General features: G+C 72.9%; 16 protein-coding genes and 1 tRNA gene. 12 read left to right on the forward strand and 5 right to left on the reverse strand.

Translation table 11 applies throughout. From position 1 onward, the window contains the following. Window positions 1–1068 precede the first annotated feature (1068 nt). Window positions 1069–1971 (reverse strand): 2-hydroxyacid dehydrogenase, encoded by a 903-nt coding sequence (locus tag CLV72_RS26155; RefSeq protein WP_106251577.1) that lies wholly within the window; start codon window positions 1969–1971, stop codon window positions 1069–1071. Window positions 1972–2347: 376 nt separating this feature from the next. On the opposite strand from CLV72_RS26155, the gene CLV72_RS26160 reads away from it, so the two are divergent. After that, window positions 2348–3199: a TrmH family RNA methyltransferase gene (locus CLV72_RS26160; RefSeq protein WP_106251579.1), complete on the forward strand. Its 852-nt coding sequence runs from the start codon at window positions 2348–2350 to the stop codon at window positions 3197–3199. A gap of 229 nt (window positions 3200–3428) precedes the next feature. Further along, a complete protein-coding gene (locus CLV72_RS26165; RefSeq protein WP_106251581.1) occupies window positions 3429–4811 on the forward strand; it encodes a diacylglycerol/lipid kinase family protein in 1383 nt (460 codons plus the stop codon). A gap of 27 nt (window positions 4812–4838) precedes the next feature. Here the strand turns inward: CLV72_RS26165 and CLV72_RS26170 are convergent, their stop codons facing one another. The 3 genes from CLV72_RS26170 to CLV72_RS26180 form a co-directional block, all read right to left on the reverse strand. Then, window positions 4839–5369: a DUF5946 family protein gene (locus CLV72_RS26170; RefSeq protein ID WP_106251586.1), complete on the reverse strand. Its 531-nt coding sequence runs from the start codon at window positions 5367–5369 to the stop codon at window positions 4839–4841. A 72-nt stretch (window positions 5370–5441) separates the two neighbouring features. After that, complete coding sequence (locus tag CLV72_RS26175) at window positions 5442–6713, reverse strand: exo-beta-N-acetylmuramidase NamZ family protein (protein WP_211303128.1); 1272 nt, start codon at window positions 6711–6713, stop codon at window positions 5442–5444. A gap of 89 nt (window positions 6714–6802) precedes the next feature. After that, window positions 6803–9400: a glycoside hydrolase family 3 protein gene (locus CLV72_RS26180; protein ID WP_245930462.1), complete on the reverse strand. Its 2598-nt coding sequence runs from the start codon at window positions 9398–9400 to the stop codon at window positions 6803–6805. Window positions 9401–9580: 180 nt separating this feature from the next. Here CLV72_RS26180 and CLV72_RS26185 point away from each other — a divergent pair, with 180 nt between their 5' ends. Further along, window positions 9581–10126 carry a DinB family protein gene (locus CLV72_RS26185; RefSeq protein WP_106251588.1) on the forward strand — a complete coding sequence of 182 codons (546 nt, stop codon included), beginning with the start codon at window positions 9581–9583 and terminating at the stop codon, window positions 10124–10126. An 11-nt stretch (window positions 10127–10137) separates the two neighbouring features. Here CLV72_RS26185 and CLV72_RS26190 read toward each other — a convergent pair whose 3' ends face one another. Next, a complete protein-coding gene (locus CLV72_RS26190) occupies window positions 10138–10578 on the reverse strand; it encodes a hypothetical protein (RefSeq protein WP_146159564.1) in 441 nt (146 codons plus the stop codon). Window positions 10579–10822: 244 nt separating this feature from the next. Here CLV72_RS26190 and CLV72_RS26195 point away from each other — a divergent pair, with 244 nt between their 5' ends. The 9 genes from CLV72_RS26195 to CLV72_RS26235 all read left to right on the forward strand — a co-directional run bounded on the left by CLV72_RS26195 (window position 10823) and on the right by CLV72_RS26235 (window position 22172). Then, window positions 10823–12556, forward strand: coding sequence for a substrate-binding domain-containing protein (locus CLV72_RS26195; RefSeq protein ID WP_106251593.1), 1734 nt, complete (start codon window positions 10823–10825; stop codon window positions 12554–12556). A 297-nt stretch (window positions 12557–12853) separates the two neighbouring features. Then, complete coding sequence (locus tag CLV72_RS26200) at window positions 12854–14608, forward strand: substrate-binding domain-containing protein (protein WP_146159565.1); 1755 nt, start codon at window positions 12854–12856, stop codon at window positions 14606–14608. Between the two features lie 127 nt (window positions 14609–14735). Then, entirely contained in the window at window positions 14736–15419 is a 684-nt protein-coding gene (locus CLV72_RS26205) for a hypothetical protein (protein WP_106251598.1), read from the forward strand. 455 nt (window positions 15420–15874) lie between these two features. Next, a complete protein-coding gene (locus CLV72_RS26210; protein WP_211303129.1) occupies window positions 15875–16495 on the forward strand; it encodes a hypothetical protein in 621 nt (206 codons plus the stop codon). A 91-nt stretch (window positions 16496–16586) separates the two neighbouring features. Then, complete coding sequence (gene orn / locus CLV72_RS26215) at window positions 16587–17231, forward strand: oligoribonuclease (RefSeq protein WP_106251600.1); 645 nt, start codon at window positions 16587–16589, stop codon at window positions 17229–17231. Window positions 17232–17301: 70 nt separating this feature from the next. Further along, window positions 17302–17377 (forward strand) — tRNA-His (locus tag CLV72_RS26220). A 710-nt stretch (window positions 17378–18087) separates the two neighbouring features. Continuing rightward, the gene (locus tag CLV72_RS26225; RefSeq protein ID WP_106251602.1) at window positions 18088–19815 is read left to right on the forward strand and encodes a hypothetical protein; all 1728 of its coding nucleotides are present in this window, start codon (window positions 18088–18090) and stop codon (window positions 19813–19815) included. Window positions 19816–19902: 87 nt separating this feature from the next. Then, window positions 19903–20604: a Flp pilus assembly protein CpaB gene (cpaB, locus tag CLV72_RS26230; RefSeq protein ID WP_106252249.1), complete on the forward strand. Its 702-nt coding sequence runs from the start codon at window positions 19903–19905 to the stop codon at window positions 20602–20604. Continuing rightward, window positions 20601–22172, forward strand: coding sequence for a CpaE/TadZ family protein (locus CLV72_RS26235; RefSeq protein ID WP_106251605.1), 1572 nt, complete (start codon window positions 20601–20603; stop codon window positions 22170–22172). The genes cpaB and CLV72_RS26235 overlap by 4 nt, the downstream gene beginning before the upstream one ends. Window positions 22173–22220 lie beyond the last annotated feature (48 nt).

Consider the following 22220-nt stretch of genomic DNA (forward strand, 5'->3'; position numbering starts at 1 on the left):
CCGGGAGCCATCGACGGCACGCGTCGGCAGTACGAGTACCGATCCACCCGTGCCACGCATCGTGCGACCGAGGAAACCGCGCCTGACTACCGCGCCCGCACGGAGCCCGAACACGGACGATCCGACCGAGTACCCCGCAGCGCTCCGTGTCGCGGCGGCCCGAGCGCAAGTGACGTTCCACTCTGGCGATGACGTCCGCTGCCGAACGCCAGCCCGCTCCAGCGTCCATCGACGGCATGCCGGCAGGACGAGCACCGATCCGCCTGCGCCTCTCATCGTGCGGCAGAGCGGACCATGCCTGACGCCCCACACCCCCGGACCACGGGCGCGGGGGGTTTCGGCGATCGCGCACGCGCCAGGCGATGCGACCGGGAATCCGTAGCGCTCCCTGTCGCGGCGCTGCGACCGCACGCACGTCCCGCCTCTGGCGATGTCTTCCGCCGCCAAGCGCGCTGCTCGCTTCGGCATCCATCGATGGCGCGCCGGAAGGACGAACACCGACCCGCAAGTACGCCACACCGCGTGACAACCATGGGGACCTCACCGCACGACCACACCCCCGCACGGATCACGAACGCGGTGCACGTCGGCGATCGCACACGTGCCGGGTGGTCCGACCGGATACTCGCGGCTCTCCGTGTCGCGACGTTCCGCCCACGGAGACGCCCACGCTGCCAAGCAGGTCGGATGGCCCGCGCGGGTGATCCGTGTGGGTGCGGGTTCGTCTGGCGGTCCCTCGGCCGCGGTGTGGCGTACATGAGGATCGCTGCCCGTCCTGCCGGTGCGTGCCGTCGACGGCTGCCGGACTGAGCGGCGCCCGTAGCGCTCCGACCGCGCGCACGTTCGCTTCTGGGCGGCGACTCCCGCTCACGTGCGGTTCGCGCGGTGGAGGCACGTCCTCCGCAGCGCTCTCCAGACAGAGTCGGGTGTTCCTCGGAGCGAAACACTCTCCCCCGGGCGAGACGGCTGCCGTGGCACGCCAGTTGGTCCCGGCACGTCGGACGGTCCAGCGGTGCGCGGCGGCGCGGTCACCCACGATTCGGTCGCACGGGGCCGGAGGCCGTCCGGTCAGCCCGTTCTGACCACGTTGGCGAGCGGCTCACCGGTGGCGAAGCGGCGCAGCTGCTCGGCCACCAGCCGCTTGGCGCGCGGGTAGAAACTGGCCGAGCCGCCCGCGACGTGGGGGGTGATGAACACCCCGGGCGCGTGCCAGAGCGGGTGGTCGGCGGGAAGCGGTTCGGGGTCGGTGACGTCGAGGGCGGCCCGGACGCGGCCGTTCTCGGCGAGCAGCGCGGCGGTGTCGAGCACCGGGCCGCGGCCGACGTTCACCACCAGGGCGTCGTCGCGCAGCAGGGCCAGCTCGCGGCTACCGATCAGGCCGCGGGTGTCGGCGGTGAGCGGGGCGATGAGCACCACGATGTCGGCGCTGGGCAGCAGCCGGGGCAGGTCGGCGATGCCGTGCACGTCCTCGGCGGGACGGGGGCGGCGCGCCACGCGGACCACCTCGGCCTCGCAGGCGCGCAATCTCGTGTCGAGCGCCGCCCCGATCGAGCCGTACCCGATGATCAGCACCCGGCTGTCGGTGAGCGAGCGGGTGTGCTCGGTGTCCCAGCGGCCTTCGCGCTGGGCGTCGCGCCAGCGGGGGAAATCCCGCTGGGAGGCGAGGATCAGGCCCAGCGCGTGCTCGGCCGTGCTGGCGTCGTGCAGACCGCGGCCGTTGCAGAGGGTGACGCCCGGACGCAGCAGCGGAAGGAGGTCGTCGTAGCCCGCGTTGAGCGTCTGGAGCACGCGGAGGCGGGGCATCGAGGGAACCAGCTTGGGCGCCTGGCGGCGGTAGTACGGCAGTACGAAGAACACCACGTCGGACAGGTCGCCCGGCGGCTCGGAGTCCCCGTCGTAGACGTCGACGGCGAGGTCGCCGGGCGCCCCCTCCCGCGTCTCCTGCCACGGCACCAGCACCCGCTCGTCCACTGCGCCCCTCCGTTCCGACCCGCGCCGCCCTCCGGCCACAGGCTCCAGTGATCCCGGCACCACACCGCACCACATCGTGCCGTACGACATCACACCAGGCCACACCGCATCACAGCGTGCCACATCACACCACGCCGCCACCTCGCGCCACCGCACCACCCCCGGCCGGCCAACCCCGCCCCATCCACCGCCCCGGCCCATGCCCCACCCCTACCGGGGGCAGACCACCCCAGGCAACGCGATCGCGGGCTCAGTCTGGCGGGCGACCGGGCCGCGGCGCCACCGCGGACCGGCGCGCCTGTGGAAAGCGCCGGAGTTGTCCACAGGCACGGCCTGCGCGCCGCGGGCGCCGCGACGGGCTGGGAGACTGGACCGGATGGGCACCACTGAGATCACCGATCCGGCCGACCCCCGGCTCGCCGACTACGTCCGGCTGCGCGATGTGAGCCTGCGCCGCAGCCTCGAAGCCGAACACGGTCTCTTCCTGGCCGAGGGGGAGACCACCATCGAGCGGGCCCGCACCGCGGGCTACCGGCCCCGCTCGTTCCTGTTCACCTCGCGGCGCGCGGCGTACGCGGGACACGTGGCCGCGAGCACCGACGCGCCCGTGTACCTGGTGCCCGACTCGGTCGCCGAAGGGCTGACCGGCTTCCCGGTGCACCGGGGGGCGCTCGCGTCCTTCCACCGAAGACGGCTGCCCGAGGTCGCCGACGTGCTCGCCGGTCGGCGCACCGCCGGGGTGCCCGGCCGGGCCCCCGCCGGCCCGGCGCGCCGCGTCTTGGTCCTAGAGGACCTGGTCGACCACGGCAACGTCGGAGCGGTGTTCCGCTGCGCCGCGGCGCTGGGCGTGGACGCGGTCGTCCTCGCGCCGCGCTGCGCCGATCCGCTGTACCGCCGGTCGGTGAAAGTCTCGATGGGCGCCGTCTTCGCGATCCCCTACGCCCGGATGGCCGACTGGCACGGCGGGCTGGCCGAGATCAGGGCGCACGGCTTCCAACTGCTCGCGCTCACCCCCGCCCCCTCCGCATGCTCCTTCGACGATGTCGCGCTGGACGAGCGGGTCGCGCTCATGCTCGGCTCGGAGGGGGACGGCCTGTCCTCGCACTGGCTGGAGGAGGCGGACCTCCCGGTGCGCATCCCGATGAGCGCCGAGGCGATGTCGATGGGCGTCGACTCCCTCAACGTGGTGGCCGCCGCCGCGATCGCCTGCCATAGTTTGACCCGCTGAACACCCGGCCGAGCCGCCCCGACGCGAACCGCTCGACCCCGCGACCGCGGTCGGCACCACCCCGCCGCCGGCGCTCTTCATGTCGCGGAGTTGCACGATCGTTGTTGTTCAACAGGGGCGTATCCAGCCGTTCGCTGGACGTGGTGACCTCTGTGTCGTCAAGCTGATCGCTATGCGTGTTTGGCGGCGGATACTCCGGGGGCGTCGGGAACGTGATCCGGTCGGGGACGTGGACGGTGCGCGGACCGCGCGTGCGCGGAACGGCGCCGCGCCCGGCCCCGAGGCCGCCGACACCGCCGCCGTCTGGGCGCTGATCACCGCCGGACTGCTCGCGAGCGGCCGGCCCGAGCTGCGCCGTACCGCGCTGCGGGCCGGACTGGCCGTGGCGGTCGCGGCGCCGGCCGCCTACCTGGTGGGCCGGCGGATGCTGCGCGGCGGAGCGGGCACGGCCGCCTGGCCGGCCAGCCATGCCGCCGCCACCGCTGCCTTCGCCGGGTCACTCCTGGGCGGCGGGCACCCCGCGCTGAGCCTGCCGGCCGCCGGACTGGCCGGCGCCACCGGCTACGTCCGGATGTACGACCACGGCCACCGTCCGCTCGACGTGCTGAGCGGCGTCGCCCTCGGCGGCGCGGCGGCGGTACTGGCGCACCGGGTGCTGCCCGGCGGGCCCCCGGTCGATTCCCAGGTACGGGTCGGCGAGGCGCTGCGCACCCCGCAGGACGCCGACGGCGCGGGCGTGGTCGTGGTGGTCGACGCGTTCTCCGGCCCCGACGCGCCCACCGGCCCGGCCGACCGCGCCGAAGCGGTGGCCACTGCGATGCGCTACCTGCTGCCCATGGCCGAGGTCGTCCCGGTGCACGACGCCGACGGCCTGGCCGACGCGCTCGACGAGGCGGCCGTGCGCGCCAAGGTGCTCGCGGTGGCGGGCGGCGACATCCAGGCCGGCGACGCGGCACAGGCGGCGCTGCGCCACGGCCGCCCGCTCCTGGTGCTTCCCGTCGGCCCGGACACCGCCTTCGCCTCCGCCCTCGGCCTCAACTCGATCGAGGACGCGGTCCACAGCTACCAGCGCGGGCGCCTCGGCCGGGTCGACGTCGGCGAGGTCGACGGCCGTGTCTTCCTCAACAGCGCCGGGATCGGCGAGCACCCGGGGTCGGCGGCGCACCCGCACCCGGCCGTGCGGCTGCCCGGCGGCGCCTGGACCGCTGAGGCGCTGGCGCTCGGCCGGCGGCTGAGCACCGCCGAACCGTTCTCGCTCATCATCGACGGGCGGCGCAGGCAGGTGTGGGGGCTCTTCGTGGGCAACGGCCGGTACCACTCGGACGCGCTGCTTCCGTCGGGTCGCGACCGGTTGGAGGACGGGCTCCTCGACATCCGCGTCCTGGAGGCGGCCTACCCGTTCCCCCGGGCCAGGGCGGTCGCTGCGGTGCTGCTCAACCGGCTCGGTCTGAGCACGCACTACCGCACCTGGTTCGCCGACACCCTCTCGGTCCAGCCGGTCACCGACCGGATGCCGCTGGTGCGCGACGGCGGCGCGGAGGTCTCGTGCGGGCCGGTGACCTTCCGCAAGCAGCCGCGCGAGCTGCGGGTGTTCACCGGATTCGGCGACTGAGCCGCACCCCCTCCGAGCGGTGGCCGCTCAGCGGTCCAGCAGCGCGCGGATGGTGGCGTGGTGCGCCTTCCAGGCGTCCCACACCGACCAGGCCCAGGCGCGCACGGCCGCGTGGTGCGCCTCGGCGTCGGCGGCCGACAGCGGGTGCTCCACGGTAAGCGTGCCGCTCAGCTGCGGCGCGGCCAGCGCTTCGAGCGGCGCGCCGGAGCGGCGGTGCGCCACCATCCACCGGGTGGCGGCGACCGGGCTGAGCTCGCGCTCCAGCACCTGGCACAGGGCCATCAGGTGCACGGTGACCTGCTCCGCGGAGGCCATCGGGGTGCCGTGCGGATGCTGGCACACATAGGCGTCCACCGTGAGCCGCTGCGCGCTGGCGTAGTCGGCGTCGCGATAGCCGCGGGCCAGCAGCCGGACGTAGGCGCGCCAGCATGCCGGGGCGGGCGTCGCCGCGGCCGGTCCTCGACCGGCCGCGGCCGACGTGGCGTCCTTGCGTGCGGACCGGCGGCTCGGGACGAAGGCCGCACAGGTGCCGCAGCGCACACCGTCATCGGGGGTCACACCGGCATTCCATCCGTAAGCCGCCGATGAGCGCAACTGTAGGGACATCCGAGCCGCGCGGGCGATGTGCGCTCATCGGTACAGGAGGTGCCGTTCACGCAGCCGGCGGAAGGCGGCGAGCTCGCCCTGCCAGCTCGCCACGATCTCGGGCACGCCGAGCCCGGCGTCGATCTGGGTACGCAGCCGGTCGGATCCGGAGAGCCGGTCGATCCAGTTGTCGGGCCGCCAGGCGAAGAGGTCGGGGTAGAGCTCCTTCGCGGTGACCAGGAGGGCGACGCCGGTGCGCACCGCGTCGAAGCGGGCGGGGTCGGACAGGTGCAGCTGGACGCCGCCGCAGACCTCGCCCCGGTGCTTGCTGCTGGTCGGCGAGAAGTACGCCTCGCGGAACAGCACCCCCGGGAGGTCCAGTTCGTTGAGGCGGCGGGCCCACCGCCAGTCGACCCCGGGGGCGCCGAGCAGCTCGAACGGACGGGTGGTGCCGCGCCCCTCCGACCAGGTGGTGCCCTCGAACAGGCAGCAGCCCGGATAGACCAGCGCGGTGTCGGGAGTGGGCATATTCGGGCTCGGCAGGATCCAGTGCAGGCCGGTGTCGGCGAAGAGCTCGCGTCGGCGCCAGCCGCGCACCTCCACCACGTCGAGCCGGTCCAGGCGGCCGCCCTCGTCGCCGGGCAGGAACTCCGCGTCGAAGAGCCGTGCGAGTTCGCCGACGGTCATACCGTGCTGCTGGACGATGGGCTTGAGGCCGACGAAGGTGGCGTAGGCGGGGTCGAGGGTGGGGCCGTAGGCGGTGCCGCCCACCGGGTTGGGCCGGTCGAGCACCACGAAGCGGGCGCCCACGCGCACGGCGGCCCGCATGGCCAGGTACAGGGTCCAGATGTAGGTGTAGAAGCGGGCGCCGACATCGGCGATGTCGAAGACGACCGCCTCCACCTCGGCCTCGCGGTACATCGCCTCAAGCCCGTCGACGTCGGCGCCGTAGGCGTCGTAGACCTGGATACCGGTACGGGGGTCGATGTGGTCGCCCTCGGACCCGCCGGCCTGCGCGGTGCCGCGGAAGCCGTGCTCGGGGCCGAAGACGGCGGCGATGTCGGCCCGACCGCCGGCGTGCAGGGAGTCCACCACGTGGGTGAAGTCGCGCAGCACGCCGGTGGGGTTGGTGACGATGCCGAGCCGGTCGCCGCTGAGCTGGGCCCAGTCGGCGGCCGCGGCGACGTCCGCTCCGGTGCTGACCTGCCGGCCGCCGGGCGAGGCCGCGGCCGGAACCGCCGCCCATGAGGCGCCGGCGACCGCGGCGCCGCCCAGCACCGAGCCGGTAAGAAACCTACGTCTGTTCACCTGATCCACGGCGGTTTCCTTCGTTCGGGGGTGTGGAGGCTGTACCCGTGGCGCGCCGCTTCGAATCCCGTCCGGGCGCCGAGCCACCGGGCACCGGATCAGGGCGGCGGGACGCGAGCGGTGTCCAGGACCAGTGCGGGCGCGACGGTCTCTGCCGCCGAGCGGGCGACGGTGAGGGTGTAGCCCTCGGGGTCGAGCCGCCAGCCCACCCCCGGCAGGTAGCGGGCGAGCGAGCGCCAGGCCACCCCGATCTCCGCGTCGGCGAAGCCGCCCGCCTCGGCGTGCACCGAGGCGAAGCCCACCAGCCGCGCCGGCTCGTCGGGACCGCCGACCGGACGGGCGTACACCTGGATCACCTCGCGGCCCGCCCGGTCGCCGGTGTTGTGCAGCCGCAGCCGTACGTGCGCCGCCAGAGTGCCGGGCTCCGCGCCCAGGGCGTCGGGGTCGGCCCCGATCGCGGCGAGATCTTCGGTGCCGCCGTCGGCGGACACCAGCACCGCCTCCTCGAAGGCCCAGGTGGTGTACCCGAGGCCGTGCCCGAACCAGAAGAGCGGCTCGGTCCCGCGGGCCGCGTAAGCCCGGTAGCCGATCTCGGTGCCCTCGCCGTAGTCCAGACGGCCCGCCACGGGCCGGGCGTGCAGCACCGGGGCGTCGTGCTCCTCGACCGGCAGGGTGGTGGGCAGCCGCCCGCCCGGCTCGGCCGCACCGAGCAGGACGTCGGCCAGGGCCGCCCCGTACTCCTGGCCGCCGAACCAGGTCCACAGCAGCGCCGGCACCTCTTGCGCCCAGGGCATCAGCACCGGGCCGCCCGCGTTCACGACCACGACGGTGCGAGGGTTGGCGGCCAGGACGGCGCTCACCAGTTCGTCCTGGCGCCCGGGCAGGCCCAGGCCGGTGCGGTCGCGCCCCTCCGTCTCGGTCTCGTCGTCGGTGCCGACGACCACCACCGCGGCGTCGGCCGCGCGGGCCGCCGCCACGGCCGCGGCGAACTCCTCCTCCGCGCTCGGGCCGGGACCGGCGTGGCCGAGGCCGATCGAGAACAGTACGTGCCCTTCGACCGGCTCCCGCACAAGGGTGAGTTCGGCGCTCGCGTCGGCACCGAGATCGGCCTCCGTGATCGCCAGCTCGAAGCGCTCCTCCACCGGGGTGGTGATGAGGTCGACCTGGTCGGCCGGATCGACGGACGCCTCGTAGCGGTGCACCTCGCTTCCGTTGAGCAGCACCCGGGTGCGGCCCGCGCCCAGCACGCCGAAGCTGTGGCGGCCGGGGCCGCCGAGCCGGACGCGGGACCGCCAGCTCATCCTCGCCGTGCCGGCCGGGACGTCGCCGAGCCACAGCAGCCGCCCGCCGCCCCGCCGCTCCGACAGGAGCGGGCGGTCGGCGGCGTCGAAGAACTCCACGCGCGCCCCGGGCAGGCCGTCGACCGGATCGGTGAGCTCGGCCGGCTCGAACGGATCGAGCGTTCTGCGGTACCGGACGCCGCGATGGACGGTGGGCGGCGCGGCCTCCGGCGAAACCGCGGCCAGCGCCTCGGCGAGCGCGTAGGCCGGGGTGACCATATGGGGCGGGCTGACCTGCGCCGACCCGCCGCCCTGCGGAGTGGGCTTGACGGCGTTCTCGCCGATCAGCGCGATGCGGGCGGTGCTCGGCAGCGGCAGCAGCGGCGCCGCGCTCCCAGTGGGCACGCGGTTGGCCAGCAGGACGAAGGACCGGGCCGTCAGCTCCCGGATCGCGGGGCGCACGCTCTCGGGCGGGGGCGCGAGGGTGTCCTCGGCGACCGGGGCGGCCGCACGGCTCGGGGAGTCGAGCGGACGCAGCGCACCGGTGCGGGCCGCCAGCCGCAGCAGCCGCAGCACCTTGTCGTCGACGACCTCGATGCCGACCCGGCCGGCCTCGACAGCGGCGGCCAGGGCCTCGCCCCACGGCCCGCGGGGACCCGGCATGACGAGGTCGAGCCCGGCCAGCGCGCTCGCCTCGGTGGAGTGGGTGGCCGACCAGTCGGACATGACCACTCCGTCGAAACCCCACTCGCCCTTCAGCACCCCGCCGAGCAGCTTCTCGTTCTGGGTCATCGGAGCCCCGTTGACGCCGTTGTAGGCGGCCATGACCGCCCAGGCGCCGGCCCGGCGCACCGCCGCCTCGAAGGGCGCGAGGTACACCTCGCGCAGGGTCGGCTCGGCGACGGAGGCGTCATAGCTCATGCGCTCGGTCTCGGAGTCGTTGGCGACGTAGTGCTTGGCGGTGGCCGCGACCCCCTCGAACTGCACGCCCTCGATGTAGGCGGCGCCGAGTTCGGCGGTGAGCAGGGGGTCCTCGGAGAAGTTCTCGAAATGGCGGCCGCCCAGCGGGGTGCGGTGCAGGTTCAGGGTGGGGGCGAGCAGGACGTGCACGCCCCTGCGGCGCGCCTCCGCGCCGAACAGCCGGCCCGCCTCACGCACCGCGGCGGCGTCCCAGGTGGCGGCGAGGGCGCTGGCGCAAGGCAGCAGCAGGGCGTGGTCGCGCTCGTCCCAGCGGCGGCCGCGCACGCCGTTGGGCCCGTCGGAGAGCACGAGGGCGTCCAGACCGATCTCCGGCACGGCGTTGAGGGTCCAGAAGTCGGCGCCGGTGACCAGCGCGACCTTCTGCTCCAGGGTGAGCCGCCCGACGCGGTACCGGAGATCGGTCTCGTCGATGTCGCTGGCTCCGTTGGTTGGCACTGCTACCTCCCTGGTGGTCGGCGGACACGGCAAGTCTTGCACCGGTCCGCTCACACGAGGTGCGCAGCGTTCCACGGATTTCCGCGAGTCTCGCCGGCGCCCGCCCGACGGCGGCGCAGGCCGCGAACGCCGCCGCGCGGCGCGGCTCCGGCTGTCGGCGCCCCCTGCCACGCTGTCCGTATGACCCCGAATCCGCCGAAGCACACCTCGCCGCTGTGGGCCGACGACACCCGCACCCCGCCGCCCCTGGCCGCCGACGAGCGCACGACCCTGACCGCGTATCTGGACTGGCACCGGGAGACCTTCGCGCTGAAGTGCTCGGGCGTCGCGCCCGAGCGCCTGTCCGAGCGCGCGGTGCCGCCGTCGTCGCTCAGCCTGCACGGCCTCATCCGCCACCTGGCCGGAGTCGAGCGCTGGTGGTTCCGTATTCAGTTCGCCGGCGAGGACGTGTCGATGCTGTACTACTCCGACGACGACCCGGACCAGGACTTCGACCGCCTGGACGGCGATCCGGGACGGGCCCTGGAGCTGTGGCGGTCGGAGTGCGCGCTCTCCCGTGAGATCACCGCCTCCGCGGCGTCACTCGACGCGACCGGCACCCATCTCGCCTCGGGCGAGCCCGTCGCGCTGCGCAGGGTCCTGGTGCACCTGATCGCCGAGTACGCACGGCACAACGGCCACGCCGACCTGCTCCGCGAACGCCTCGACGGCGCCACCGGCCAGTGAGGCGGAGCGGCTCAGCCGCGCTCCAGCAGGCCGCTCAGGCGCTGCCAGCGCTCCTCCTCGCACGACCCGGCCCGCGTCACGGTCGTGCTGACCGCGCGGCCCTGCCACACCCCGGAGACGTCGGCGCGCTCGGTGCCGTAGACGCGCTGCAGGCAGACGGCGTCGGCGGGCACCTCGGCGAAGGGGTCCTCATGGCGGGCCAGGTCCTGGCAGAGTTCGGCGTCGGCGGCGCCCATCGGCCCCGCCTCGCACAGCAGCAACTCTTCACGGGTGCCGCCGTCGGCGTGCACGACCGCGCGGATCGCGCCGCTGACCGCCACCGCGCCCGCGTCCCCGATGCCGTCGATCGCCTCAGCGGGGCGGGCGACCAGCCACGCGCCGGCGATGACCGCCGCGAACAGCCCGCTCAGGGCGAAGGCGGCGACGCGGACGGTGTTCGTCATTCTCCACACGGCGAGAACTCTAGGGGCGCTCATGGCCTGACCAGGCCGGAACGCCGATTTCTGATCAACAAGGACTATGCCGCAGCGGCTCGCGGCTACCGTTCGTGCCATGACATTCACCGCGTCGCGGGCGTCCGGCGCATTCGGCGCACACCGTGCCGACGGCACTCTCCCCCCTTCTCGGACGGATCGCTCTGCCAGTACAGTTCGCAATCGACTCCGCTGAACCGGTAGCAGACCCGACGGAGATGGCGTGGCCACTGGACGGCACCGGATCGATCCGCGCACACGGCGGCGCGTCGCGATCACCGTCGCCACCGCCACCGCTGTGGCCGTGCTGCTCGTCGCCGGGGGCGCGGCGCTGCTGTCGCGCTGGCCCTTCGGCTGCGGCGAGACCCGGTACCTCAGGGTCGCCGCGACGGTCAGCATGGCACCGGTGCTGCAGGAAGCGGCGAGGGAGTTCAACGACGACCCGCCCACCTACGGCGGCGTGTGCGTCTACGCGCAGGTCAACGAGGCGCAGTCGGCCACCGTGCTCAACGGCCTGGCCGGGGCCGCCGGCACCGACCCCGCCGTGCCCGACGTGTGGATCCCGGAGTCGTCCGGCTGGGTGGAGCTGGCGCGCACCTCCGAACGCGGGGCTGAGGTGCTCAGCACCAGTCCCGTCCCGCTCGCCACCTCGCCGATCGTGGTGGCCGCGCCCGCATCGGCCGACGGGCTGCCCGACCCCGAGCGCGCCGACTGGGAGATGGTGCTGCCCGACGCCCTCGAACCCGACCGCGACCTGCGCCTGGTCGACCCCAACCGGGGGGTGTCCGGAATGGCCGCGGTCCACGCCGCCCGAGACCTGCTCGGCGACGACGACGCGGCCGACGTCGCCCTGACGGAGTTCGTCCGCGACGCCCAGCCCAGGGCCGCGGTCACCAGCGACATCGACCTGCGGTCGGTCTACGGCGCCGAGCCCGACCCCTCGGGTCCGCTGACCGTGGTGCCCGAGCAGTCGGTCTGGCAGTACAACGCCGGCGCCTACCCCGCGGGCCGCACCCCCGGCGGCGCGCTGGCCGCGCACTATCCCGACGGGCTCTTCCAGCTGGACTTCCCCTACGTCCGCGCCTCCACCGACCCGGTGAAGGTGCGCGCGACCGACGACTTCTACGCCCTGCTGCGCACCGAGCGCTACACGCAGGCGCTGCTCGCGGCCGGTTTCCGCACCCCCGAGGGCGAGCCGGGTGCCGCGCTGCGCTCCGCCGGCGGACTCGCCGAGGACCTGCCTTTCCCTGCCACCGGGCTCCCCGGCTCCGACCTGGTCGACGCGCTGTTCGACTGGAACCAGCTGGCCATGCCCACCCGCGCGCTCATCCTGGCCGACGTCTCCGAGCAGACCGGCGAACCGCTGTCGGACTCCGACTCCCGCAGCCGGCTGGAGATCGCCGTCGACGCGGCCCGGCTCGGGCTGCGGCTGTTCCCCGACGACACCGACATGGGCCTGTGGCTGTTCGCCGACGGGGTCGACGCCGACGACGGCCACAGCGAGGTGGTCGAACTCGGCCCACTGCGCGACGACGACCCGGGCACCGAACGCGACGACCGCCGCGAGCGGCTGCTCGACGCCGCGGACGGGATCGCCGTCGAGGGGGGCGGTTCACGGCTGTACGACACCCTGCTCGACGGCTACGAGGAGGCGACGGAGAACTTCCACGCGGGGCGCGTCAACAGCCTGATCGTGCTCACCGCGGGACGCGACGGCGGCAGCAGCGACATCACCGGCGACGAACTGGTCGAGGAGCTGTCGGAGCGCTTCGACCCGCAGCGGCCGGTGACCCTGTTCATCATCGCCTTCGGCGACCAGGGCGAACGCTCCGACCTGGAGCGGATCGCCGACGCCACCAGCGGCACGGTCTACGTCACCGACGACGCCTCCGAGATCGGCGACATCTTCGTCAACGCGATCTCCCGGCGACTGTGCGTGCCCGACTGCTCGAACTGAGCCCGCGGCGGCGGCGCTCCGCAGCGGGCACCGCGATAACGAATCAACCACAAATCGGTTCCCCATCCGATCGCTTTGCCCGCCGCCGGATCGGACCGGAATATCGGCACCGCCGCCGCTGAAGCCCTTTTCCGCTGATCGTCCGGTATCGACTGGACACGCCCGCTACGCACCGCTACAACAAGGTCACTTCGCAGCACTGCCCGTCGCCCCCGTCCGTTGAGTACGGTCCGTCCAATACGGCCGAACGGCCACCGGCGCGCCCCTCGGCGCCGGCCGACCGAACGCGAGGTCACTGTGGGACGCCACGACAGCAGCGACGACTACGGCCGCCGCGACGGCTCGCCCAACCGGCGCCGACGACGGCGGCGCGGCGGCGCGGCCGTGGGACTGCTGGTCCTGGCCGCGGTGATCGTGCTCGCGCTCGGCGCGGGCGGCTGGGTGCTGCTCAGCGGCGGCGAGGGCTGCCGTGGCGCCGCCATCCCCGTGCAGGTCGCCGCCTCCCCCGACATCGCGCCCGCCCTCACCAGCGCCGCCACCGCGTTCAACTCCGAGCAGCACCGCATCGACGGCCAGTGCGTGGAGGCGTCAGTGCGCCCGGTCGACTCGGCCACCGTCGCCTACAGCGTCACCGGCTCCGGCCCCACCCTGGGCGACCTCGACCCCGACGTGTGGGTGCCCGACTCCTCGCTGTGGGCCGAGTACGCCTCCAGCGCCGCAGCGAGCGACCAGCCGGTCAGCCTCACCGGCACCTCGCTCGCCAGCACCCCCTTGGTGCTGGCGTCCGCCTCGGCCGACGACGAGCTGTTCGCCGAGCCCTCCTGGGAGCTGCTGCTGCTCGATCCCACGGCGCCGGCGCCCCCGTACTCGGTGCAGCTGCTCGAACCCACCCGCTACTCCGCCGGCGTCGCGACCCTCACCATGATCCGGCGCGGCATCGGCGACACCCCCGACGCCGACAGCCGGCTCACCGCCGCCATCCGCTCGCTGCAGCAGTCCGTCGCCGCCAACGAGGAGGCGGCGCGCGGCCTGCTCTCCGCCGAGGACGGCGACACCCTGATGGTGCTGCCCGAGCAGCTGGTCTGGCAGCACAACCAGGACGCCGAGCGCACCGCGCGGGCCCTGTACCCGCGCGAGGGCACCGTCCTGCTCGACTACCCCTACACGGTGGTGACGGACGACAGCGTGCGGCAGCGCGCCGCCGAGGAGTTCCGGCGCTCGCTCGCGGCGGGCGCCGCCGACCGCCACATCCAGGCCGACGGGTTCCGCCGGCCCGACGGCTCGGCCGGCTCGGCGCTGGCCGAGGCGGAGGGCTTCCGCGCCGAGCCGCCCGAGCAGCTGCCTGCCCCCGGCTCCGACACCTTCGGCGAGGTCACCCAGGCGTGGAACCGGCTCAAGCTCGGCACCAGGATGCTGACCCTGATCGACGTCTCCGGTTCGATGCTGGAGACCATCCCCGGCAGCGAGATCACCCGCATCCAGGCGACGGTCGCGGCCGCCCAGGAGGGCCTGGAACTGTTCCCCGACGACTCCGAGATCGGCACCTGGACCTTCTCGGTCCGGCTCAACAACCAGCTGGACTACCAGGAGATCTCACCGCTGGTCCCGCTCTCCCAGCAGACCGAGGGCGGCGGCACCGCCCGCGACGAACTGCTCGCGGCGCTCAACTCCATCCAGGTCGACCCCGACGGCGACACCGGGCTGTACGACTCGATCCTGGCCGGCTTCCGCGAGGTGTCGCGCGGCTACCAGCCCGACAAGATCAACACGGTGCTGATCTTCACCGACGGCGTGAACGAGGACGACGACAGCATCTCGCTCGAAGACCTGGTCGCCACCCTGGAGAACGAGTTCGATCCCGAGCGCCCGGTCAGCATCATCGCGATCGCCTTCGGGCCCGACACCGACGCCGCGCCGCTACGCGAGATCACCACGGCGACCAACGGCGCCACCTACACCACCGAGGACCCCAGCGAGATCGGCGCCATCTTCCTCGACAGCATCGCCCTGCGCATCTGCGCGCCGAACTGCACCCCGCGCGACGGCGACTAGCGCTTCTGCCGTAGGCGGCTCGCGGCCGCACACCGCGCACGGCCGGGGCGCTACAGTCGTCCCGTCATTTCGCTGAGGACCACGAACGGGGCCGCGGCACCGGCCGAGCCGGCAGGGAGGGAGAACCGTGCGCACGCGTCGCATCGGCACGTCCATCGCGGCCGCGTCGGCGCTGCTCCTGGGCGGCTGCCAGGGCCAGGAGCTCGAGGCGGCCGAACCGGGTGCCGGAGCCGAGACCGGTGCCCTGACCACGGAGGTCGACGGCCGGCCGCTGCTGACAAACGCGCCCGACGCCTGCGCGCTGGTCCCGCCCGACCTGGTCTCCGACGCCCTCGGGGCCACTGCGGAGGGCGCCCCCCGAGAGCCGCGCGAGACCGTCGGACCCTACTCGGGCTGCACCTGGAGCGTCGGAGGCGCCCCCCAAGCTCCGCCCTCTGGCGGCGCCGCGGCCGAGCCGGGCGCGACGCGCACCCTGCACGTCGAGATCCACGTGTACGAGCCGCAGGACGGCATCGAGTACGGCGCGCTGGCCGCCTCCGACGACCTGGAGCGGCTGAACCTGAGCCACTATTTCGGCCGTCCCGTCGACGGCCTGGGCGAGGGCGCCTACTTCACCGACGCCCACCCGTTCGAGTTCGGCGGCGTCGGCTCGCTGCGCACCCTGTGGGCGAACACCGTGGTCGAGGTCTCCCTGGGCGGCGCGCTGCCGCCCGATGCCGAAGGCCGGATCGAGCAGGCCATGGAGCCCGAGCAGATGGAGGCGGCGTCGGTCGAGATCGCACAAGCGGTCCTGGACGGCATGCCCACCTGAGCTGCTCTGACGCGCGAGAGGCCCATTCGGTTTACCGCCGCATCGAAGATGTCCGGACCCGGCCGCGGTGGTAGCCCTGCGTGCACGATCGCCCGGCTCCGGTTCGGATGCCGGGCTTGTCGCGGGTCCGGCCCGCGCGGCGCCGTCACTCAGGGTCATCCAAGCGAATTCGTAGGTGCCGTCCAGTTTCGGACGGGGTATGCCTCCCCGCGTCCCCATGGGCGGGGTCCGCCTGCCGTCGACCGGTCCGCTGATATTCGGGCGGTGCACGTATGGACTCGGTCGGCACCTTGGCGTACTCAGGAATGACACGACCCACCGTCGCGAGAGGTGCCATCGTGCCCGAAGCGTGGATGCCGGCAGTCGGACGTCTTCGGAACGGCCAGGACGGAGGACCGGCCGGGACAGGCGCCCCGCGGGTCGTCTGGCAGGCGACGGAGAGCGACCCGCACGCCGTGTCGGCCCGCTCCGCGGCCGAGCGGCTGCACGCCGACGGCCTGGACGTCCACCTGGTCTGGAACCCGGTCACAGGCGAGACCGTGCAGATGCTCCCCGCCACCACCGCCGGGCTCGGGCTGCGCGGCGACGGCGGCGACCCCGGTCCCGGCCGGGAGGGCCGGGTGTGCTTACAGATCAAGGTGGTCGCGCAGTCCGCCCGCCCGTTCACGGCGGGGCCGCTGCTGGGCCTGGATCCGATCATGCGCTGGATCGACTCCTGGGCGGTGGTCCGCCGGTGGCGCGGTGGTCCGCCGATGGCGGCGCCCTCCGCCTACGACGACCCCGGCAGCCTGCGGCTGTGGGCGCTCGGCGGGCACTTCGGACACTCCCAGGTGCCGGGCCGCACCGCGATGGGCCCCGGCTCGGTCGACATCAGCAAGATCATCGGCCCCGCCCCGGCGGCTCCCTCCCCCGCGCTGCCCACGTTCTCGACCCGGCCGCACCACCATTCGGGCAACGGCCACGCCAACGGCAGGCTGCGCACCGCCGCCGGCGAGGGTCAGCGCAAGGAGCACCACCTGCTCGATCACGGCGCACGGATCCCGGTGTCCAGCGCCGCCGACAGAGGCGGCGACTGACACGCAGGGCAAGCGTGCCGAAACGGGCGTGCGCGGGGATCGAACGCGTCGTGACCGCCACAGCGCCCAGCGGGAGCCGTAGGGTTACACCATGAACGATCGTTTGGTGTGGATCGACTGCGAGATGACCGGTCTCGACCTTCATCACGACGCGCTGATCGAGGTCGCCGTCCTGATCACCGATGGCGAGCTCAATCAACTGGGTGAGGGTCTGGACGTCGTCATCCGCCCTCCCCAGGCGGCCCTCGACCAGATGAGCGAGGTCGTGCGGACGATGCACACCCACTCCGGTCTGCTCGACGTGCTCAGCGAGGGCGTCACGGCCGAGGACGCCGAGCAGCAGGTGCTCGACCACGTACGCGCCTTCATCCCCGACCCCAAGAAGGCGCCGCTGTGCGGCAACTCCATCGCCACCGACCGCTCGTTCCTCGCCCGCGACATGCCCAAGCTCGACAGCCACCTCCACTACCGGATGGTCGACGTCTCCGGCATCAAGGAGCTGGTGCGGCGCTGGTACCCGCGGGTGTACTTCGCCAGCCCGGAGAAGAAGGGCGGCCACCGCGCCCTGGCCGACATCACCGAGAGCATCCTGGAGCTGCGCTACTACCGGGCCGCCGTGTTCGTCCCGCAGCCGGGGCCCGACTCCGCGACGGCCCGCGACTACGCCGACAAGATCACCGCCTGGGGGCTCTCGGCCGGAGGCCCGGGCGGCAGCGGCGCCGCCGCGCACGGTTAAACGCGTATCGGTCCACTCCATCGGACCGCTACACTGATTTCTGCCGCCGCGACGGCGGTGCATGTACATGGTGGGTGTAGCTCAGTCGGCAGAGCACCTGGTTGTGGTCCAGGGTGTCGGGGGTTCAAGTCCCCTCACTCACCCCAGTCGAGAAGGGCGTACCGTTCCGGTACGCCCTTTCGCTTGCGCTCTCGCAGGTCACCGCCACTGTGAATCACCGAAACGCGCAGGCGTCAAGGTGATCGGCATGCCCTATTTCGGCCATCCGCGACCACAGCCCTCCCAGGCTGGCACGTCACGTGACGGGTAGGCTGATGCGGTCTCCCTCACACCACGTACTGTCATCGATTCGCCTGGGACAGCCGTCTGCCGAATGACCCTTCGTGCCCGAACTATCACCGGATGTGCCGCGCTCGTACCCACCGGAGCGAGCCCAGCCCGATGAGCACGCACGGAGCGTTCTGGTTGATATTTGAACGATCTTCACCGGGCGTCCCGGTGAATTCGTTCCGTGACGGGAGCGGGGGCCGAATGCGGCCGCCCCACGGCGACTGTTAGCCGGCCGGTCATCGATCGTTACCCTCCGGCGACGTCGAAGCGGCCCTGCGGTCACGTTTACGATTGCCCGGTTATCGGAGCGAGGGTGCCGCTTCACACAGGCGCACCTTGTTGCCCCTGTAAGTGACTAACATGCCATTCCAAACGACCCTATTCCCAGCCCAGGGAACCACCCCGGAGGTCGCGACGTCCCAACTCCTGTCCGCGCCCATGCCCTCACCAACCGTACTTCCCCTGCCCGACGACCAGCCCTCTCGCCCACCAAGGAGCCGGACGTGACCAGGCGGAGCACCCGCTCATGAAAGCCGCAGTACTGCTGCTGGCCGATGCCCCCACCACGGGGTACCTCGGCGCGGCCAGCGCGCAACGGCTCCCCCCGGGCGAGTTCGAGGAGACCTTCTCCTCCCTGATCGAGGTCACCGCCGCACGGCTGAACGAAGGCCTGGGCGTGGTCGCCCTCTACCCCTCCTGGCGCGGAGCGGAGCCCGAGCGCATCATCCAGCGGACCCGCAGGTACCTGCACACCGACAAGCTGGCCGGAGTCCCCGTGCCGCTCCCCCCGCTGGCTCTCTCGCTCATCGCCGACCAGCTCGCCTACCTCTCGCCGTACCTCCCGGCGGGCGTGATCGCCGCCCTGGCCGAGACCCTTCCGTACGAGATCATCGCGGGTGCCTGGCTGAACAGCGTCACCGGTCTGGAGCACATCCCCACCTCCGTCACCTCGCACCTGCGCTCCTACCTGCCGGGCAAGTCCTTCGTCGCCTTCGCCGCGCCCCGCCCCGAGCTGCGCAAGGCCAAGAAGGACGGCACCTTCGGCGTACTGCCCACCCAGATCCTCGACCCCGTGCACGTCCTCGCCTTCACCAGCGAGGGCAAGCCGCCCAAGTCCGACTGGTTCAACCAGCACCTGCTCCGCGGCCTGAACACCGCCAACAAGCAGATGCTCACCGACCAGCCCCTCTCCCGCGAGTACTGGGGCAAGGGCCAGTACATCGAGTTCGTCGCCTTCAGCGCCCACCCCCAGGCCCTCGCCAACGCGGCCAACTCCCTCCCCCTGGTCGACTGCACCTGGTGCGGCGTGCCCACCGTCGCCCAGACCTGCCTCTTCTGCGGCATGACCGGCGGCCGCTCCCCCATGATCAGCCAGCCCCTACGCCCCTGGCCCGGCCAACAGCCCGCCGCCCAGCAGCCCCCGTCCACACCAGGCACCCAGCACCAGCCGTCCACCCAACCCCCTCCCGCCGGCCCGCCCCCTCCCGCCGGCCACCAGCCCACTTCCCCACCTCCCGGCCCTTGGCCCGGCCAACAGCCCGAGCCCGCCTGGCCCGGCCGACCCGGCGCCCAGCCCACCCACCCACCCGCCGCCCCCCAACCGGCCCCGGGCGCATACCCCCCTGCCCACCCGCACCACCCCCCGTCGCCCCACCCTCCCGCCCCGGGCCCGCACGCGGCACCGGTTCCTCCTCACGCACCGCAGGGTCCGCACGGCCCTGGTCCCCGGACACCGGCCTCAGCGCCCCACGGTCCCGGCGCGGAAGGGCAGGTGCCGCCCCCGGCGCTCCACCGGCCCGACTCGGGCCCACAGGCGCCGTTCCCCTCGAACGTCCGTCCCGTCTCCGGACCGCAGGCACCCTTCGCGTCGCCGCCGCCTGCGCCCGCCGCCGAACCGCGGGTTCCGCCCCCGCCGCCTCAGGGCCCGCCCCAGGAGCCCCGCCCCGAACCCGCGTGGCCGGGTTGGCAGCCCCCTGCGGCACCGCCCCCCCAGCCGCCCGCCACGGCACCGCGGACGCCCGACCGCCCCCGGGCGTCCGAACCCGAGACCGAGCCGCCCGGCCACCACCACCGCGCCAACGGCACCGCCGACGGCGCACCGGAGGGCCGGGTCAACGGCGCCTCTCATCCCCAACCCCCGGGCGCGCCGGAGGAGTCGCAACCCACACGAACCCAGCCAGTCCGCGGCGTCCGCCCCCGCATCAGCGGTCGCGGCTCCCCGCCCCCGGCCCGCCCGGACTGGCGCTCCAAGTAGCGCCTCCTCCGCCCGACCGCCCGAACCACCCATCCCCGAGAAAGCAGGAGCGTCATGAACCCCCGTCAACGGCGTGGTGTGCTGCTGATGATCATCGCCGGGATCATCGCCATCGCCGTCTTCTTCACCACGCTCAGCTACATCAACAGCGCAAGGGCTCAGTGGGGCGAGACAGGAACGGTGCTGCAGCTGACCACCGATGTACCGGCGAACCAACGTCTCGACCCCAGCCAGGTCGTCGAGGTCTCCGTTCCGCAGCAGTTCATCGAGGAATCCTTCATCCTCAATCCGGAGGACCTCAGCGGCATGATCGCCGCCGGCGACTTGACCGCGGGCTCGTACATGCAGCGCGGCATGGTCATCCCCCAGCCCGACCTGGACCGGGGCGAGCGCGAGATCGCCATCATGATCGACGTCGAGACCGGCGTGGCCGGCCAGGTCGTGCCGCGCTCGCGAGTGGACATCTACGCGACCTACGCCGGCGACGGTGACCAGCGCCCGAGCTGCGCCACCCGCGTTCTCACCGACGTCGAGGTACTGCAGGTCGGTGTGAGCCGTGAAGAGGTCGACGGCCAGACGGGCGAGGTCGGCGAGGCCCTTCCGGTCACCTTCCGGCTGAGCCAGGCCGACACCCTTCGACTGATCTACGCCGAGGCATTCGCACAGAACACCCGTCTGGGTCTGATCAGCGCGGCCGGTGCCGGCGAGCCCAGCAATGTGCAGTACTGCGGCGAAGACAACGAGGACTCCGAAAGCACGGAACCGCAGGGAGGAGGGGCCCAACAGTGAACTACCGGGTCATCCTCGGATCGCCGACCGCGGAGATCGAGGCGTCGTTGATCTCCAAGTTCGCCGAACTGGGCGACTGGGAGATCCTGAGCACGTACCGGTCCTCCCGCGACCTCGCGGAGGCGTCGGGGCGGCATGCCCAGCTCGACGTGGCGCTGGTCCACGAGGAGCTCGGGCCGCTGCCGGTGCTCGATCTCATCCGCGACCTCTCCCGCAGCTTCCCGCAGCTCGCCGTCATCCTGGTGGTCAACGAGGTCCTGCCGGACACCTTCAACGGAGCCATGGAGGCGGGCGCCCGGGGCGTGCTGTCCGTCGACGCGTCACTGGAGGAACTGGGCACCCGCGTCACCACGGCCGCCGAGTGGTCGCGGACGCTCCGCCAGCACCTGGACGCGGCGTCGTCCAATGTGCCGGTCGCCGGCCGCCGTGGCTCGATCGTCGCGCTCAGTGGCGCGAAGGGAGGTGTCGGCACCACTACCGTGGCGCTGCACCTGGCGCTGAACGCGGCCCGCGCCGGTCGTACGGTCTGCCTTGTCGACCTCGATCTGCAGACCGGCGACGTCCCGACCTATCTGGACGTGACCCACCGGCGCAGCAGCGTGGACCTGGTGGAGGGCGCGGAGACGATCAGTGGCTCCATGCTCGCCGACACCTTGTACGTCCACCCGAGCGGCATGCACGTACTGCTCGCCCCCCACGACGGTGAGCGGGCCGAGGACGTCAGCGCCCGGGCCACCCGGCTCATCCTGGGAGCGCTGCGCTCCCGCTACGAGGTCGTGATCGTCGACTGCGGCTCACACCTGACCGAGGCCGGCGCGATGGCCATCGAACTGGCGGACCGCATCGTACTTCTGGTGACGCCGGACCTTCCCGCGATCCGGGCGGCGCTTCGCACCCTGGAGTTCTGGGGTCGGCTGGAGGTGCGCAACCGGAGCGACGTCGAGGCGCTGCTCACCCGCCACAACAAGAAGAACGAGGTCCAGCCCGACTTCGTTCGCAAGCTTCTCGGGATCAAGCTGCTTGATACCAAGCTGCCGGCGGCGTACCGGCTGCTGGAGGAGGCGGCGAACACCGGGAAACCGGACCGGCTGACCGACGAGGCGATGCGCAAGGCCCTGACCCAGCTCGGCGGCGAACTCGGCACTCTGGACACCCCGTCCGAGAACGACACGGACGAGAAGAAGCCCGGTGAGACCGGCGTGCTCGGCGCCGTAGGCGACCGCGGCGCGACTCTGGTCGAGTTCGCGGCTCTCGTGCCCATGTTCGTGTTCACCGCGATGCTCGGCTTCCAGCTCATCCTCTTCGGTCTGGGCGGTATGTACGCCAGCCACGCCGCCGCCGAAGGCGCCCGGCAGGCCGGTGTGACTCCCTACAGCATCACCCGGATCACCGAGGAGGCGCAGCGGCGCATCCACCCGCCGTGGAACGAAGACGACCGCTTCCAGGTCGAATTCAACGGCGACCAGGTCCAGGTCACCATCCGGGTTCCCAGCGTGCTTCCCGGAGTGGACACGCCCTGGGACGTGTCCGCGCAGGCCGCAGTCGTGAACGAACGGACCAGGTACTGACCATGTCCACCCCCGCATGCCCCCCTCGCAGGCGCGATGACCGCGGAG

The organism is Allonocardiopsis opalescens, assembly GCF_003002095.1.
GTDB lineage: Bacteria > Actinomycetota > Actinomycetes > Streptosporangiales > Streptosporangiaceae > Allonocardiopsis > Allonocardiopsis opalescens.

Bases quoted from the DNA above. Each gene is read 5' to 3' on its own strand.
- CLV72_RS26160 (WP_106251579.1), top strand. From the start codon at position 2,348: ATGGGCACCACTGAGATCACCGATCCGGCCGACCCCCGGCTCGCCGAC.
- CLV72_RS26185 (WP_106251588.1), top strand. From the start codon at position 9,581: ATGACCCCGAATCCGCCGAAGCACACCTCGCCGCTGTGGGCCGACGAC.
- cpaB (WP_106252249.1), top strand. From the start codon at position 19,903: ATGATCATCGCCGGGATCATCGCCATCGCCGTCTTCTTCACCACGCTC.
- orn (WP_106251600.1), top strand. From the start codon at position 16,587: ATGAACGATCGTTTGGTGTGGATCGACTGCGAGATGACCGGTCTCGAC.
- CLV72_RS26225 (WP_106251602.1), top strand. From the start codon at position 18,088: ATGAAAGCCGCAGTACTGCTGCTGGCCGATGCCCCCACCACGGGGTAC.